Genomic DNA, 15,752 nt, shown 5'->3' with positions numbered 1-15,752 from the left:
GATGAGCGAGACCCCAAGCGTCGACCAATTGAGCCATGCCTACCGGGTGATGCGCACCATCCGCGCCTTCGAGGAGCGGCTGCACGTGGAATTCGCCACCGGCGAGATCCCCGGCTTCGTCCACCTCTATGCCGGCGAAGAGGCCTCGGCCGCCGGCGTCATGGCCCACCTGGGCCACGAGGACAGCATCGCCTCCACCCACCGCGGCCACGGCCACTGCATCGCCAAGGGCGTGGACGTCTACGGCATGATGGCCGAGATCTACGGCAAGAAGACCGGGGTCTGCCAGGGCAAGGGCGGCTCCATGCACATCGCCGACCTGGAAAAGGGCATGCTCGGCGCCAACGGCATCGTCGGGGCTGGCGCGCCCCTGGCCGCCGGTGCCGCCCTGGCGGCCAAGCTCAAGGGCAGCGACGCCGTGGCCGTGGCCTTCTTCGGCGATGGCGGCTCCAACGAGGGCGCGGTGTTCGAGGCCATGAACCTGGCGTCGGTGTGGAATCTCCCCTGCATCTTCGTCGCCGAGAACAACGGCTATGCCGAGGCCACCGCCTCCAACTGGTCGGTGGCCTGCGATCACATCGCCGACCGCGCCGCCGGCTTCGGCATGCCCGGGGTGACGGTGGACGGCTTCGACTTCTTCGCCGTCCATGAAGCCGCTGCGGCCGCCGTGGCCCGCGCCCGAGCCGGCGAAGGCCCCTCGCTGATCGAAGTGAAGTTCACCCGCTACTTCGGCCACTTCGAGGGCGACGCCCAGACCTATCGCGATCCCAACGAGGTCAAGCAGGCCCGCGAGCAGCGTGACTGCCTCATGCAATTCCGCGAGCGGGTGACGCGCTCCGGCCAGCTGCAACCCGCCCTGCTCGACAGCATCGACCAGGAAGTGGAACAGCTCATCGAGGACGCCGTGCGCAAGGCCAAGGCCGATCCCAAGCCCGGCCCGGAAGACCTGCTCACCGACGTCTACGTCACCTACGCCTGATCGGAAAACAACAAGGAGCGCCACCATGGCCAGAAAGATCAGCTACCAGCAAGCCATCAACGAAGCCCTGGAACAGGAGATGCGCCGCGATCCCACCGTCTTCCTCATGGGCGAGGACAACGCCGGAGGCGCCGGCGCGCCCGGCGAACAGGACGCCTGGGGCGGCGTGCTCGGGGTCACCAAGGGTCTCTACCACAAGTTCCCCGGGCGGGTGCTGGACACCCCGCTGTCGGAGATCGGCTATGTCGGCGCGGCGGTGGGTGCCGCCGCCCGTGGCACCCGGCCGGTGTGCGAATTGATGTTCGTCGACTTCGCCGGCTGCTGCCTGGACCAGATACTCAACCAGGCAGCCAAATTCCGCTACATGTTCGGCGGCAAGGCGGTCACTCCCCTGGTCTTGCGCACCATGGTCGGCGCCGGCCTCCGGGCCGCCGCCCAGCATTCTCAGATGCTGACGGCCTGGTGGACCCATATCCCCGGGCTCAAGGTGGTCTGCCCGGCCACCCCCTATGACGCCAAGGGGCTGCTGATCCAGGCCATCCGCGACAACGACCCGGTGATCTTCTGCGAGCACAAGCTGCTCTACGGCATGCAGGGCGAGGTGCCGGAGGAGTCCTACGCCATCCCCTTCGGCGAAGCCAGCTTCCTGCGCGAAGGCGACGACGTCAGCCTCATCACCTATGGCCGCATGGTGCACCTGGCCATGGACGCCGCCGCCAACCTGGCGCGCCAGGGCATCTCCTGCGAGGTGCTCGACCTGCGCACCACCAGCCCGCTGGATAGCGACAGCATCCTGGAAAGCGTGGAGAAGACTGGCCGCGCGGTGGTCATCGACGAGGCCAATCCGCGCTGCTCGGTAGCCACCGACATCGCCGCCCTGCTCGCCGAACAGGCCTTCGACGACCTGCGCGCCCCGGTGCAGCTGGTGACCGCGCCGCACACTCCGGTGCCCTTTTCCGATGCCCTGGAAGACCTCTATATCCCCGACGCGGCCAAGATCGAGCGCGCCGTGGTCAAGATCACCCAAGGGAGACAGGCCGCATGAGCCAGATCCATACCCTGACCATGCCCAAGTGGGGCCTGTCCATGAGCGAGGGTCGGGTCAACGCCTGGCTCAAGGCCGAGGGCGACCCCATCGCCAAGGGCGATGAGGTGCTCGACGTCGAGACCGACAAGATCAGCAGCAGCGTCGAGGCGCCCTTCTCCGGCGTCCTGCGCCGCTGCCTGGCACAAGAGGACGAGACCCTGGCAGTGGGCGCCCTGCTGGCCATCGTGGTGGAAGGCGACGCCAGCGAGGCCGAGATCGACGCCGTGATCGCCCGCTTCCAGGAAGCCTTCGTACCCGGTGGCGAAGACGCCGCCGAGGCCGGTCCCCAGGCCCAGCGCATCGAACTCGATGGCCGGCCGCTGCGCTATCTGGAACGCGGTGAAGGCGGCCTGCCGCTGGTGCTGATCCATGGTTTCTCCGGCGATCTGGACAACTGGCTGTTCAACCACGAGGCCCTGGCCGCCGAGCGCCGGGTGATCGCCCTGGACCTGCCCGGCCATGGGCAGTCCGGCAAGACCCTGGCCACGGGCGACCTTGCCGAGCTGGGCGCCGCGGTGCTCGGCCTGCTGGATCATCTGGACATCCCCCGCGCCGTGCTGGTCGGCCATTCCATGGGCGGCGCCGTGGCCTTGCATCTGGCGCAGGTGGCGCCGCAGCGGGTCGCCGGCCTGGTGCTGATCGGCAGCGCCGGCCTGGGTGCGGAGATCAACGGCGACTATCTGCAAGGCTTCGTCGCCGCAACCAGCCGCAACCAGCTCAAGGGGCCGGTCAGTCTGCTGTTCAGCGATCCCGGCCTGGTCACCCGGCCACTGCTGGAGGACCTGCTCAAGTACAAGCGCCTGGAAGGCGTGGATCAGGCGCTGCACCAGCTGGCAGGCAACCTCTTCCCCAACGGCCAGCAGGCCCAGGTGCTGCGCCAGGTACTGGGCGGCGAGATGCCAGCGCTGCTGATCTGGGGCAAGGCCGACGCCATCATTCCGGTCCAGCATGCCGATGGCCTGCCCGCGGCCGTCCAGGTCGAGATCCTGGAGGGCCAGGGCCATATGGTGCAGATGGAAGCCGCCGACCGGGTCAATGCCCTGATCCAGGCCTTTCTGCCCCGCTGCCAACGCTAGAGGAGTCTCATCATGAAAGCTGCTCGTTTCCATGCCGCCCGCGATATCCGGGTGGAAGACATTCCGCCGCCCGGCGCGCCGGGCCCTACCCAGGTGCTGGTGAAAAACCAGTTCTGCGGCATCTGCGGCACCGACCTGCACGAATACCTAGGCGGGCCGATCTTCATTCCCACCGCGCCGCACAGCTACACCGGCGGCCAGGTGCCCCAGATCCTCGGCCACGAGTATTCGGGCGTGGTGGAAGCCGTGGGCAGCCAGGTGACCGCGGTGAAACCCGGTGACCGGGTGTCCATCCAGCCCATGGTCTCGCCGCGGGACGACTATTACGGCCGCCGCGGCCAGTACCAGCTCAGCGAGCAGCTGGCGATCATCGGCCTGTCGCATCCTTGGGGCGGCATGGCCGAATACTCCCTGGTGGAGGACTACAACGCCATCCCCATGCCGGACCACCTCAGCACCGAACACGCGGCGCTGATCGAGCCCACGGCGGTCACCGTCTACGCCACCCACAGGGGCGGAGTGAAACCCGGCGACAGCGTGCTGGTGGCCGGTGCCGGACCCATCGGCCAGTTGCAGGTGCTGGCCGCCCGCGCCGCCGGGGCGACCCGCATCTTCCTGGTGGATCTCAACGACAACCGCCTGGAAATGGCCCATCGCCTGGTGGACGGCCTTATCACCCTCAATCCCGGCAGCACCGATGTGCTACGCGAGGTGCGCGCCCACACCGCCGGTGGCGTCGGCGTGGACGTGGCCTTCGAATGCGTCGGCGCCGAGGCCCCGCTGGGGCTGTGCCTGGAAGCGGTGCGCCGCCAGGGCGTGGTGGTGCAGGTGGGGATGCAGGGCAAGCCGCCGGCGCTGGACGGCTTCACCCTGACCTACAAGGACGTCGACCTGCGCGGCTCCTGGTGCTATTCGACGCTGATGTGGCCCCAGGTAGCCGCGCTCATCGCCAGCGGGCAGCTACCGGCGGAGAAGGTCGTCACCCGCCATATCGCCCTGGACGAGGTGGTGGAACAGGGCTTCGAGGCGCTGCTCGACAAGGGCGGGACCCAACTGAAGATCCTGATCGAGCTGTAGGGCTTTCCCACGCGGCCCGCCGCGTGGGTTTTCCGTCTTACTGGAAGGTCGTCGCGCTAAAGCTGGGACGCGCCACGAGGCGCCGGTGGAAGGCCACCAGTCGCACACGAGCGGACCAGTCGATCTCCGGCAGGCGGAAGCTCAGATAGTCCAGGCCGACGGCCGCCAGGTAATGGCCGAAGTCGAGGTCTTCGGCGTCCAGCGCGGCGGTTTCTTCTAGGCGCGTCAGCAATCGCTCGATGGCTGCCAGGCGCCGTGCGCCGAGCACGCTTTCATCCTGGGCGACGCCGCCATATTTGCGCCCGATCACGGTAGCGAAGGTGGCGTCGATCAGGCCCTGACCGAGGCCGGCCAGTTGCAACTGCGCGGGTGTCAGCGCGCCGCCACCCGCCAACTGGTGCAAATGGAGGCAAATCAGCAGGGTTTCGCTGAGGGCGATGCCCTCGTCGGTGATCAACACGGGCACCTTGTTCGCCGGGTTGGCCGCCAGCAGTCGCGCGTCCTCGTTCCAGGGGTCGCTCCATACCAGCTCCAGGCGTTCGCCGAAACCGGCTTCCAGGGCGGTGACGCGCACGGCGCGGGCATAGGGCGAGGTCTGGTTCAGCAGCAATTGCATGGCGGACTCCTGGGCACGAACGGGGCGGAAGCATTCCGCCCGCCAGTTTAGCCTGCGGTCAGGCCGGCCGTGTCACCGTCAGCATGACCGCCGCGATCCGGTCGGTATGGGCGTAGACGCCCGCCTCCAGCTCTTCGCCAAAGACGTCCGGGTCCAGCTCACGATAGCGCCAGGCGAAGGTGCTATCGGCCAGGCGCGTCTGGACCTCCGCCAGAAAGGGATCGCGCCCCTCGACCATGGCCACCCCGGTGTAAAGCAACAGGGTGCCGCCCGGTGCCAGGCGCTCCAGCGCGGTATCGAGGATGGCCAGCGACAGCCCGGCGCCCAGGGGACCGCCGCCATGGCGATAGGCGCGCTCGCCCGGGTCGACCAGATAAGGCGGGTTGGAGAGGATGAAATCGAAGTCGCCGTCCACGTCGTGCAGCAGATTGCTATAGCGCGCCTTGACGTTGCTGGCCCCGGCCAGCTCGGCGTTGATCCGGGTCAGGGCCAGGGCGCGCTCGTTGATGTCCACCGCCAGCACCTCGGCGTCGGGCCGCGCCAGGGCGACCAGGATGGCGCCGGGGCCGGCGCCGCTGCCGATGTCCACCGCCCGGCGGATGGCGCCGGTGTCATGGCGCAGCTGGGCTTCCAGGGCGTTGGCATAGCGGTAGGTGTCGGGGCCGAAGAACACCGCATCGGCCTCGTCGGTAGGATAGGCGGAATGCACGAACAGCTGGTCAGCCAGACTGGATACCCGCACCCGGCTGCGCCAGCCGCCGGGCACAGGGGTCAGCAGCTCGGCCGCCGCCAGGGCCTCGATGAGGGCTTCCGGCAGCAGCTCGCCAGAGAACGGCCGACTCCAGCCGAAGATCCCTTGCAGGTCCCGCGCCCAGGCATTGCCGGGACGGGCGTTGACCCGCGCATGAGACGCGGGGGTCGGGGTGATGAACTGATAGTCCGCTGCACGCAGCGTTTCGATCAGCAGTTTCAGCGCCGCGGCGGGATCGGGGGTGGCAGCGGTACGTTCGGGATGTTCCATGGCCGTCACGGGCAGATCCTTGAATGGCAATCGAAATGAAAAAGGACCCTCACGGGTCCTGTATTGGGTCTTAGCCGAGCAGGTCCACGAACAGCCGCGTCGCCAGCAGGCCGGCGCGGCTGTGGTGACGGGCTGGCGACAGCTGCTCGACCAGCAGGGCCATGGCCGCAGCGCGACTGGGCTGGCTGGCCAGGCGTTGCTCCAGGGCCGCCTCGTCCCTATCGCAGTCACTCGCCTGGGCGCTCGCGGCGTTGGCCGCCATGCCCTGCTCCGTCGCCAGCGCCGGACACAGCCGTTCCTGCTGCCGCTGGCGGGCACGAAAGCTGATCTCGCGGCGCGGCACTACCGCGACGCGCTCGGCAGCGGCGCGCTGCTTGGCGCCGCTATGGATGAAGTCACCGGCGATCCAGTCATGGATCAGCTGCTGCTCATAGGCGGTGAAAACGCCGAACATCTCCGCGCGCTCGCCCTGTATCAGGCGCCAGAAGCGGCTGTTGGTGGGGTCTTGGTGACGCTTGATCCAGCCCTGCTCCTGCATCACTTGGAGGAAGTCGGGGATCTGCGCCGGATCGCCTAGCCAGTCGCTGACGCTGCGCCCGCCAATCCGGCAGTAATCGGAGTGCACGTAGCGGCCGACGCTGCTCTTTTCCGCCAGCACCTCGATCACCGCCTGCTCCAGATCGAAGCTTTCGATCACCGATGTAGTGCTGGCACCGAGTTCGTTGAGCAAGTAACCCTGCACCACTCGCCGATAGAAGGCTGCGCGGCCGTCGGCCGGCATGGCGTCGTGTACCGCCTGCAGCGCCTTGCGCGCATGGCCGGTGCCGGCGTTATCCACCGTTACGTGCAGGGTGAAGTAGTAGGGGTCGATGCCCAGCTCGTTGAGTTCGTAGGCCGTGATCAACAGGTGCAGCGGCAGTTGCTCGTAACCCAGATTGAAGCCGAGCACCTCGGGCAGGTAGCGATCAGCGTGGTGGGCCAGCGCCAGCTGGATGGCACCCTGCACATAGTGATCGTCGCTCAGTGGCGACAAGTCCTCGCAGCCGTGGTTAGCCAGCAGCTTGCGATAGAGCACCACGTGGTTCTTGTCCGGCTGGCCATCGCCCAGCTCTTCCAGGTAGATCTGGATGGCCGCGCGATAGCGCAGGTCGTCCCAGTGGGCGAGCGTGCCATAGAGCCAGGCACCATCCACCAGCTTGGTGGGTGCGACGCCCCGCAGAAAATACAGCGCCTGGGCCTTGCTGCCGAAGTAACGCCGCGGGGCACCGGCCTTGCGCGCGGCCAGGTAGTCGCGGTACTGGGCGCCGACCCGGGCGGTGTTCTCCAGCATCCAGGCTTCCAGGCTCTCGGGGTCTTCCGGCAGATCGGCCGCGAGAGGACTCACGAGCTGCAACTGATCGGCGAGGTAGTGGCCTGCCCGCTCCCGTGCGGCGGCGCTGGGCTGAGGTACCAGCAACTCGGCGTAGAGCGACTTGGCAGGCTCGAAGGTGACGGGCGTGGGCGCCTGGTACTGGCCGGTAACGGCTCTTGTAGTGGTCTGCATAAGGGGCACATCTGGCAGCTGATGATCACAGCGTTCGGCCCAGCGGACCGGGCTTGGTTCCACCCTGGCGCCCGCGCCCACCGGGACCGTCCCGCTTGCGGACGTCAACGCCGAGGGACTCCCGGAGGTACCACTCGTCGGCGGCCGAAACCGGGAACTGCCGCCAGGCGCGACACCTCGTGGGCCGCCGCGGTGCTCTGATGGGCACCGGCGGAGATCTGGATCGATAGGTCGCGAAGGCTCACCAGGTTGAGATCCATCGAACGGGCGACCTGCCCCTGTTCCTCCGCAGCGATGTCGATGAGGAAGTTGATCTCGGTGATCGAGCGATCCCCGCCAGCACCGTCCCGGGGTCGCGGGTGATCTTCAGGGTGGCGTTCGCGTCGTCGCGACTGCGCTGCCTGGCCTGCATGGCGCCTTCCAAAGTGGCGTTGAACCGCCCATTCATCGCCGATGAACGGGCGCTTCGTTTACAGTCGCAACCTAGAGCGGGCGCGGGCTCCAGGGGTATTTACCGCTCTCGCGAAGGCTACGTTTTTCGACGAACTACCCTTCGGTCTCAGGCTAGAATCCCACCTTTCCGCCATTGAAGCCGACATGTCGCCGTCGACCGCTACCCCCGCGCGCCTGATCCCTCTGCGCAACCGCCTGCTGGCGATCGCCTTCGCCGGGATCGTTCCCCTGGCCCTGGTCGCCGGGCTGGGCCTTTGGCTGCTGGTGCATCATCAGCAACACGAAGCCGAACAACGAGCGCTGGAGTCCAGCCGCCAGGCGGCCACCACCATCGAAAGCGAATTGCGCCGCGCCGTGACCATCCTGCAGGCGCTCGCCCAGTCGCCCTTGCTGCTGGCCGGGAACCTGGACGATTTCGCCACCCTGGTCGGGCGGGTCCTACCGCTGGTACCGGGTTGGCGGACGATCTTGCTCGCCACGCCCGATGGGCAGATCGTGCGACGGATGTCCACCCAGGGGCAGGCGCCGGGCGGTCCCCTGGCCGAACCGGCGAGTTTCGCCGAGGTGATCGCCCAGCGCCGGCCAGTGGTCGGGCAGCTGGCCCAGGGACCTACCGGCCTGCTGGCCTTTCCGGTACGGGTACCGGTACTGCGCAACGGCCAGGTGGGCTTCGTGCTCACCGCCGTGATGACCCCGGACAGTATCCGTGCGGCGCGCCTGACCCGCGCCCTGCCTGAGCACTGGGTCGGCTCCGTGTTCGACCGCCACGGCCTGCGGATCGCCCGCACCGCGCTGCACGCGGAAACCCTGGGCCAAGCGGCCCTGCCGGGTTTGGCGAAGATCCTCGCGCAACCCGGCGACGAAGGTATCGGCGTAGCCCGGACTCTCGAAGGCCGGGACGTCTACACGGCCTTCGTGCGCCTGCCCGACTCCGGCTGGACGGTCACCACGGGCATTCCCACCACCGAGGTCTCGGCGGCGGCCACCCGTTCCTTCGCGCTCTATGGCGGCGGCCTGATCCTCTCGGTGGTCTTCGCCTGGACGGTCGCCCTGCTGCTGTCGCGGCGCATCAGCCGTCCGGTCCAGGCACTGCAAGAGGCGGCGCTGGCGCTCGGCCAGCGACGGACACCGGTCCTGCCGGACAGTGATGTCCTGGAAATCCAGCAGGTGGGCCAGGCGCTACTGGCCGCCGCCGATGCCCGCCGCCTGACCGAAGAGCAGCGCGACGACTACCTGCGGGAACTGCAGCAGAGCCAGGAGGCGCTCGAACTGCAGGTAGCCGACCTGGAAATCCTGCAACAGCTCAACCATCGCCTGCTGCAGCTACCCTCCTTGCCGCAACAGCTGGAGACGATCCTCGAGGTGCTCTGCCGCTTCCACCAGACCCCCTTCGGCTGCGTGTCGCTGCTGGCCGACGAGCAACGGCCGCAGCTGTATTTCGCCGCAGGCCTTTCTGCCCGGACCAGGGCGCGACTGGCCGCCCTGACCCCTGCGGAAAGCGCCTGCGACATCGCTATCCGCACCCAGCGCCGGGTCGTGATTCGTGACCTTGAAACCACGCCGGCTTTCGCCGCGCTGGCCGCCATCGGTCGCGGCGAAGGCTTCGCCGCCCTGCATGCCGTGCCCCTGCATAGCGCCCTGCACGGCACTCTCGGCGCCTTGACGATTCAGTTGCCGGAACCGCGCGAGCCCACGGCGCGAGAGCAGCGCCTAGCCGATCTCTGCGCTTCGAAGGCCGTGCTGGTGATCGACCGTGCCCGCATCCAGGAAGCGGCCCTGCGCTCGCAGCGGCGCCTGCGCGTGGCCCTGGAAAGTTCGCTGGTGTGCTTTGGCATCGCCGTGCCCGAGGCCGAAGGCACCTTCGTCTGGGACTATCTCAACCCCATCGGCACCCTCACGCTGGGCCTGGCGGTCGACCTTGCGCCCGAGGCGACGGTGAGGCTGGATTGGGCCGGCCCTCGTCTGCTCCAGCTCTGCCAGGAGCACAGCGGCAGCGAAGCCGCCTGGTCGGCGGAGTTACAGGGCCCGGATGCCGAAGGAACCCGTCGCTGGCTACAGATCAACGCGACGCCCTTCGATGGCAACCTGGCCGTCTGGTTCCTCGACATCAGCGAGCGCAAGTGCCAGGAAGAGGTGTTGCGCGACACCGATCGGCAAAAGGACGAGTTCCTCGCCGTCCTGGCCCACGAACTGCGCAATCCCCTGGCTCCCATTCGCCATGCGGCGGCGCTGATCGCCGCGCCGACCGTCTCGCCCGAGCAGCAGCAACGCAGTTGCCAGACCATCGAGCGGCAAGTCGAACGCATGGGCGCGCTGCTCAACGACCTGCTGGATATCTCGCGCATCACCTTTGGCCGGATCATCCTGCACCACGCCTTCGTCACCCTGCAGTCCGTGCTCGACGCGGCCGCCGATGCGGTGCAGGTACTGATGCAGGAGAAGCAGCAGACGTTCGACCTGCGCCTGCCCGCCACGCCGGTCTGGCTGTATGCCGACCCGCTCCGCCTGGAGCAGATCTTCCTCAATTTGCTGAGCAACGCCTCCCGCTATACGCCGGTGGGTGGCCGGATCAGCCTGGGCGTGCGGCAGGCGGACGACGAGGTGCAGGTGGACATCGCCGACAACGGCAGCGGCATCGCTCCGGACCGCCTGGATGCGCTGTTCCAGATGTTCGGTCAGCTTGATCCGCGCCAGGCGGAACGCTCGGCGGGACTGGGCATCGGCCTGGCGCTCTCCCGTGAACTGGCGCGACTGCAAGGCGGCGACATCCGCGCGGAAAGCGCCGGACTGGGTCTGGGGAGCCGTTTCACCGTGATTCTGCCGATCACCGTCGCGCCGCCAGCGACCGAGCCAGGGGTGCCCGCGGCGGCTGCCCCCCTGGCCGCCAAGCGACGCATCCTGGTCGCCGACGATAACCCGGATATCGCCGATACCATCGCCGAACTACTGGAGCTGGACGGCCATCAGGTCCGGGTCGCCTATGACGGCCAACAGGCCCTGGACGCCTTCCAGGGCTATGGCGCCGACATCGTCATCTCCGACATCGGCATGCCGGGCCTGACCGGCTATCAACTGGCCCGGGCGATTCGCGCGACCGTGCCGGGCCAGACGGTGAAGCTGATCGCCATGACCGGCTGGGGCCAGGCCAAGGACCAGGCCGAGGCCCTGGCGGCCGGCTTCGATCATCATCTGACCAAGCCCGCCGACATGCAGACTCTGTATGCCCTGGTCGGCTCCTGAGTCCGTCAGGAGCCCACGGTACGGGCACCGACCAGCCGGGTCAGGCCATAGAGTACGCCGCCCACCAGTAGCATCAGGCCCGCGCGCAGCCAGGTCGCCGCGCCCTGCTGGGCGATCAGCAGCGCACAGGAGCCCAGGGCCAGCACCGGGAAGATCCAGGGTACCCGGAAGTGCGGGTGTTCCACCCGGTCGCGCTTGAGGGCCAGCACCGCCAGGTTGGTGCTGATGAAGACCACCAGGAGCAGCAGCACCACGGTCTCGGCCAGCACGTCCAGGGTACTGGTGAAGGTCAGGGCGATGGCCACGGCGGTGGTGGCGAGGATGGCCACGCCAGGCGTCCGCCGCCGCGGCAGCACCCGGCCGAGCACGGCCGGCAGCAGGCCCTCGCGGGCCATGCCGAAGGCCAGGCGGCTGGCCATGATCAGGGTCAGCAAGGTGCCATTGGCCACGGCGATGAGCGCGATGACGGCAAACAGCCGGGTCGGTACCCCCAGGCCCGAAGCCGCCAGCACGTCCATCAGCGGCGCGCCGGACTGCTTGAGCCGCTCGACCGGCAGCACCAGCGCCGCCCCGGCGCCGACCAGCAGGTAGACGATGCCGGCGATGATCAGGGCGCCGAACAGTGCCCGCGGATAGACACGGCTGACGTCCTGCACCTCTTCGGCCAGGTTGGCCGAGGTCTCGAAACCGACGAAGGAGTAGAAGGCCAGCAGCGATGCCCCGAGGATGGCCGCGGGGGCCGCGGCGGCATCCACCTCCAGCAGCCGCGCCGGCTCGCCCTGGCCCTGCACTACGAACCAGCCAGCCGCGACGATGACGATCGCCAGGCCGGACAGCTCCACCAGGGTCATCAGCAGATTGACCGACAGCGATTCCTTGATGCCGCGGGCATTGAGCAACCCCACCAGCAGCAGGAAGCCCAGGCAGACCCAGGCGCTCGGCCAGGCCACCAGCGCCTGCAGATAACCGCCGGCAAAGGCCACCGCCAGCCCCGCGGCGCTGGTGACCCCCGCGGCCAGCATCGAGAACCCCACCAGGAAGGACAACCACGGCCGGCCGAAGGCGCGCTCGGCGAACACCGCCGCGCCGCCCGCCTTGGGATACTTGGTGACCAGCTCGGCATAGGAGGCAGCGGTCAGCAGCGCGAAGAACAAGGCGATCAGCAGTGGCGCCCAGATGGCCCCGCCGACCCGCCCGGCGATGGTGCCTGCCAGCGCATAGACGCCAGCGCCGAGCACGTCGCCGAGAATGAAGAACACCAGCATCGGCAGGGTGATGGCACGTTTGAGTGGACCCGCTGCGGGTGCGTCGGCGGCGGCCGCTGAAGGGAGGGGTTCCGAGGCCATGCGCGCGAGGCTCCTGAATTGAAGGCGACGAGGAAAGGACGGCTGTGACGCGCGTCGCGTGCTAGCGTAGAGGCCACCCACCCCACCGGGTTCCAGGGCCCGACCGTTCGTCAGCCGAGCTCCGTCAGTCGTTACCCCGCGCCGCGCTGCCCACCACGCGAGCCGCGTTACCGAGCCCGCTTCGCTTGCCCCGCTCTACCCCGCCAACCCGTGACAGGCCGTCGTTTCGCTGAAGGTCACGGCGTGTGGCGGCTAGACTCCCTGCAGGTTGCTCGCCGCTTGCCGATGAACGGCAAAGCGCCTTGCGCGGCCGCCAGCGCAGCCACACTCCGGCATTTTCGCGGTCGAACGAGATCACCCACGCCCCCGAGGAAATCCTGCGAGATGAGTGAGGTACCCCTGGCCGCGCTGACCCGCGAGGCCCTCGAGGAGGAAGTCCTGCGCCTGCGCGCCGCCGTGCAGGAGCTGACGCTCCGCGCAACCTCCGCCGACGCCTCGCCTGGCAGCCGGGCCAAGGCGCGCAGCCGCGCGGTGCTGGAGAGCACCACCCAGTTCGCCATCGTGGTCAGCGACCGCCAGGGCCGTATCACCGACTGGAATCCGGGTGCTGAACAGGTCACCGGCTGGAGCGCCGAGGAAATGATCGGCCAGGACTCCTCGCGCCTGTTCACGCCCGAAGACAGCGCCAACCGTCACGGCGAATACGAGATGGCCAAGGCGCTGCGCGACGGCAGCGCCCTGGACGAACGCTGGCATCTGCGCGAGGACGGCCAGCGCTTCTGGGCCTCGGGCGAGATGATGTCGCTCACCGATGACAATGGCGACCCCCTGGGCTTCGTCAAGATCCTCCGCGACCGCACCGTCGAGCACCTGGCGGGCCTGGCCTTGAAGGAAAGCCAGGAGCGCTACCGCGTGGTCGCCGAGGCCACCAAGGACGCCATCTGGGACTGGGATTGCCGCAGCGGCCTGGTGCTCTGGAACGACGCCCTGGGCACCGCCTATGGCTACCGGCCGGATGCCGTCGAACCTACCGTCGCCTGGTGGCTGGCGCAGATCCATCCGGACGACCGGCCGCGCATCGAGGCCTCCGCGGCAGCGGTGATCGAGGGCGACGGCCTGGTCTGGACCGACGAATATCGTTTTCGGCGGGCGGATGGCTCCTATGCCCTGGTCTACGACCGCGGCCGGGTAATCCGTGACCAGGACGGCCGACCCACGCGGATGATCGGCGCCATGCTCGACATGAGCCCGCTGCAAAGCGCCCAGGCCGCGCTGCGCAAGAGCGAAGAACGCTTTCGCGCCATCATCGAGACCATCGGCTCGGCCTTCGCCATCGTCCAGGTCAAGTTCGATGCCGACGACAAGCCCATCGACTATCGCTTCCTCGAAGCCAATCCGGCCTTCGAGCGCCAGGCCGGGGTCAATCTGCGCGGCAAGTGGGTGACCGAATTCGCCCCCAACCTGGAACAGTTCTGGTTCGACACCTATGGCCACGTGGCCAAGACCGGCGAACCCGCCACCTTCGAGAACTACGCCAACACCTTCGAGCGCTGGTTCGACGTGCGCGCCGTACGGGTCGGCGATCCTGAGGAACGTCAGATCGCCATCTTCTTCAGCGACGTGACCGAGCGGCGCAATGCCGAAGAGCGCCTGCGCATCAGCGAAGCCCTGGCCCGGGAGAACATCGAACGTGTCCAGCTGGCGCTGTCGGCCGGCGCCATCATCGGCACCTGGCATTGGGACCTGCCCACCGACAGATTCACCGTGGACGAGGCCTTCGCCCGCTCCTTCGGGCTCGATCCGGCCCTGGGTCGCGAAGGCCTGAGTCTGGCCCAGGTGATGGCGACGGTACATCCGGACGACCAACCCGGCCTCGCCGCGGCCATCGAGACGGTAGTCGCGCAGGGGGGGCCCTACGCCCAACAGTACCGCGTACGTCGAGCCGACGGTCTTTACTACTGGGTGGAGGCCAACGGCCGGGTCGAGCACGCTGCCAACGGTAACCCGCTGCGCTGTCCCGGCGTGCTCATCGACGTCGAGGAACGCCGCGCGGTGGAAGCCGAACGCGACAAGGCCCTGGCCGCCCTGCGCGCCCTCAACGACACCCTGGAAACCCGCGTCGCCGAACGCTCCGCGGAGTTGATGCAGGCCGAGGAAAAGTTGCGGCAATCGCAGAAGATGGAGGCTGTCGGCCAGTTGACCGGCGGCCTCGCCCATGACTTCAACAACCTGCTGGCCGGCATCTCCGGGGCGCTGGAGCTGATGGAGACGCGCATCGCCCAGGGCCGGCTGCGCGAACTCGACCGCTACCTGGCCGCTGCCCAGGGCGCAGCCAAGCGCGCCGCCGCCCTCACCCATCGCCTGCTGGCCTTTTCCCGGCGCCAGACCCTGGCGCCGCGGCCGGTGGACGTCAACCAGCTGATCGACGGCCTCACCGAACTGATCCAGCGCACCGTGGGGCCGGGTATCCAGGTCGAGACCGTCGGCGCCACGGGGCTCTGGCCCGCGCTGGTGGACCCCAGCCAACTGGAGAATTCACTGCTCAATCTCTGCATCAATGCCCGTGACGCCATGCCCGAAGGGGGGCGCATCACCATCGAGACCGCCAATCGCTGGATGGACCGCGAGAGCGCCCGCGCCCTGGAGTTGCCGGAGGGCCAGTACCTGTCCCTGTGCGTGACGGACACCGGCGTAGGCATCCCACCCGAGGTCGCGGCGCGGGTATTCGAACCCTTCTTCACCACCAAGCCCATCGGCCAGGGGACCGGCCTGGGGCTGTCGATGATCTACGGCTTCGCGCTGCAGTCCGGCGGTCAGGTGCGGCTCTATTCAGAGGTGGGTCAGGGCACCACCCTGTGCATCTATCTGCCGCGCTATCTCGGCGAGACAGTGGCCCCGGAAGACCTGGCCACCCGCCTGGACCTGGCCGCCACCGCCCAGGGCGAGACGGTGCTGGTGGTCGACGACGAGCCGACGGTACGGATGCTGGTGGTGGATATCCTCGAAGACCTCGGCTACGCGGTGATCGAAGCGGCCGACAGCCTCACCGGCCTGAAGATCCTGCAGTCCGACGTGCACCTCGATCTGCTGATCAGCGACGTCGGCCTGCCCGGCGGCATGAACGGCCGGCAGCTGGCCGAGGCGGGGCGCCAGTCGCGCCCGGGGCTCAAGACCCTGTTCATCACCGGCTACGCGGAGAACGCCGCCATCGGCAACGGCCATCTCGATCCCGGCATGGAGATCCTCACCAAGCCCTTCGCCGTCGACAGCCTCACCCGCCGCGTACGGGATCTGATGGGTAACTGACGTCCCGG

At 68.2% G+C, this 15,752-nt stretch carries 10 protein-coding genes; 6 read left to right on the top strand and 4 right to left on the bottom strand.

Translation table 11 applies throughout. The features are described 5' to 3' along the window. Position 1 precedes the first annotated feature (1 nt). The 4 genes from QZ471_RS02345 to QZ471_RS02330 are packed head-to-tail and all read left to right on the top strand — an operon-like array spanning position 2 to position 4,219. Complete coding sequence (locus QZ471_RS02345) at positions 2–979, top strand: thiamine pyrophosphate-dependent dehydrogenase E1 component subunit alpha (RefSeq protein WP_042133856.1); 978 nt, start codon at positions 2–4, stop codon at positions 977–979. 25 nt (positions 980–1,004) lie between these two features. Then, complete coding sequence (locus QZ471_RS02340) at positions 1,005–2,024, top strand: alpha-ketoacid dehydrogenase subunit beta (RefSeq protein WP_295460712.1); 1,020 nt, start codon at positions 1,005–1,007, stop codon at positions 2,022–2,024. After that, positions 2,021–3,142 carry an acetoin dehydrogenase dihydrolipoyllysine-residue acetyltransferase subunit gene (locus QZ471_RS02335; protein ID WP_295460711.1) on the top strand — a complete coding sequence of 374 codons (1,122 nt, stop codon included), beginning with the start codon at positions 2,021–2,023 and terminating at the stop codon, positions 3,140–3,142. Before QZ471_RS02340 ends, QZ471_RS02335 begins: the two co-directional genes overlap by 4 nt. 12 nt (positions 3,143–3,154) lie before the next feature. Next, positions 3,155–4,219: a 2,3-butanediol dehydrogenase gene (locus tag QZ471_RS02330; protein ID WP_295460710.1), complete on the top strand. Its 1,065-nt coding sequence runs from the start codon at positions 3,155–3,157 to the stop codon at positions 4,217–4,219. A gap of 37 nt (positions 4,220–4,256) precedes the next feature. Here the strand turns inward: QZ471_RS02330 and QZ471_RS02325 are convergent, their stop codons facing one another. The 3 genes from QZ471_RS02325 to QZ471_RS02315 form a co-directional block, all read right to left on the bottom strand. Then, positions 4,257–4,835 carry a glutathione S-transferase N-terminal domain-containing protein gene (locus tag QZ471_RS02325; protein WP_295460709.1) on the bottom strand — a complete coding sequence of 193 codons (579 nt, stop codon included), beginning with the start codon at positions 4,833–4,835 and terminating at the stop codon, positions 4,257–4,259. Between the two features lie 58 nt (positions 4,836–4,893). Further along, the gene (locus QZ471_RS02320; protein WP_295460736.1) at positions 4,894–5,856 is read right to left on the bottom strand and encodes a class I SAM-dependent methyltransferase; all 963 of its coding nucleotides are present in this window, start codon (positions 5,854–5,856) and stop codon (positions 4,894–4,896) included. A 70-nt stretch (positions 5,857–5,926) separates the two neighbouring features. Beyond that, positions 5,927–7,399: an iron-containing redox enzyme family protein gene (locus tag QZ471_RS02315; RefSeq protein WP_295460708.1), complete on the bottom strand. Its 1,473-nt coding sequence runs from the start codon at positions 7,397–7,399 to the stop codon at positions 5,927–5,929. Between the two features lie 597 nt (positions 7,400–7,996). Between QZ471_RS02315 and QZ471_RS02305 the strand changes: the two genes are divergently transcribed. Next, entirely contained in the window at positions 7,997–11,092 is a 3,096-nt protein-coding gene (locus QZ471_RS02305) for a response regulator (RefSeq protein WP_295460707.1), read from the top strand. Between the two features lie 5 nt (positions 11,093–11,097). Here QZ471_RS02305 and QZ471_RS02300 read toward each other — a convergent pair whose 3' ends face one another. After that, entirely contained in the window at positions 11,098–12,438 is a 1,341-nt protein-coding gene (locus QZ471_RS02300; RefSeq protein ID WP_295460706.1) for an APC family permease, read from the bottom strand. Positions 12,439–12,822: 384 nt separating this feature from the next. Here QZ471_RS02300 and QZ471_RS02295 point away from each other — a divergent pair, with 384 nt between their 5' ends. Then, positions 12,823–15,744: a PAS domain-containing protein gene (locus QZ471_RS02295; protein WP_295460705.1), complete on the top strand. Its 2,922-nt coding sequence runs from the start codon at positions 12,823–12,825 to the stop codon at positions 15,742–15,744. The last annotated feature ends 8 nt before the right edge of the window (positions 15,745–15,752 follow it).

This window comes from uncultured Pseudomonas sp., assembly GCF_913774235.1.
Lineage (GTDB): Bacteria > Pseudomonadota > Gammaproteobacteria > Pseudomonadales > Pseudomonadaceae > Chryseomonas.
Note: the sequence above shows the minus strand (reverse complement) of the source record. Positions and strands in the feature narration are given on the sequence as shown.

What these genes read in the sequence shown, in the direction of transcription:
- QZ471_RS02330 (WP_295460710.1), top strand. Translation starts at nt 3,155, where the DNA reads ATGAAAGCTGCTCGTTTCCATGCCGCCCGCGATATCCGGGTGGAAGAC.
- QZ471_RS02340 (WP_295460712.1), top strand. Translation starts at nt 1,005, where the DNA reads ATGGCCAGAAAGATCAGCTACCAGCAAGCCATCAACGAAGCCCTGGAA.
- QZ471_RS02305 (WP_295460707.1), top strand. Translation starts at nt 7,997, where the DNA reads ATGTCGCCGTCGACCGCTACCCCCGCGCGCCTGATCCCTCTGCGCAAC.
- QZ471_RS02315 (WP_295460708.1), bottom strand. Translation starts at nt 7,399, where the DNA reads ATGCAGACCACTACAAGAGCCGTTACCGGCCAGTACCAGGCGCCCACG.
- QZ471_RS02300 (WP_295460706.1), bottom strand. Translation starts at nt 12,438, where the DNA reads ATGGCCTCGGAACCCCTCCCTTCAGCGGCCGCCGCCGACGCACCCGCA.
- QZ471_RS02295 (WP_295460705.1), top strand. Translation starts at nt 12,823, where the DNA reads ATGAGTGAGGTACCCCTGGCCGCGCTGACCCGCGAGGCCCTCGAGGAG.
- QZ471_RS02335 (WP_295460711.1), top strand. Translation starts at nt 2,021, where the DNA reads ATGAGCCAGATCCATACCCTGACCATGCCCAAGTGGGGCCTGTCCATG.
- QZ471_RS02345 (WP_042133856.1), top strand. Translation starts at nt 2, where the DNA reads ATGAGCGAGACCCCAAGCGTCGACCAATTGAGCCATGCCTACCGGGTG.
- QZ471_RS02320 (WP_295460736.1), bottom strand. Translation starts at nt 5,856, where the DNA reads ATGGAACATCCCGAACGTACCGCTGCCACCCCCGATCCCGCCGCGGCG.
- QZ471_RS02325 (WP_295460709.1), bottom strand. Translation starts at nt 4,835, where the DNA reads ATGCAATTGCTGCTGAACCAGACCTCGCCCTATGCCCGCGCCGTGCGC.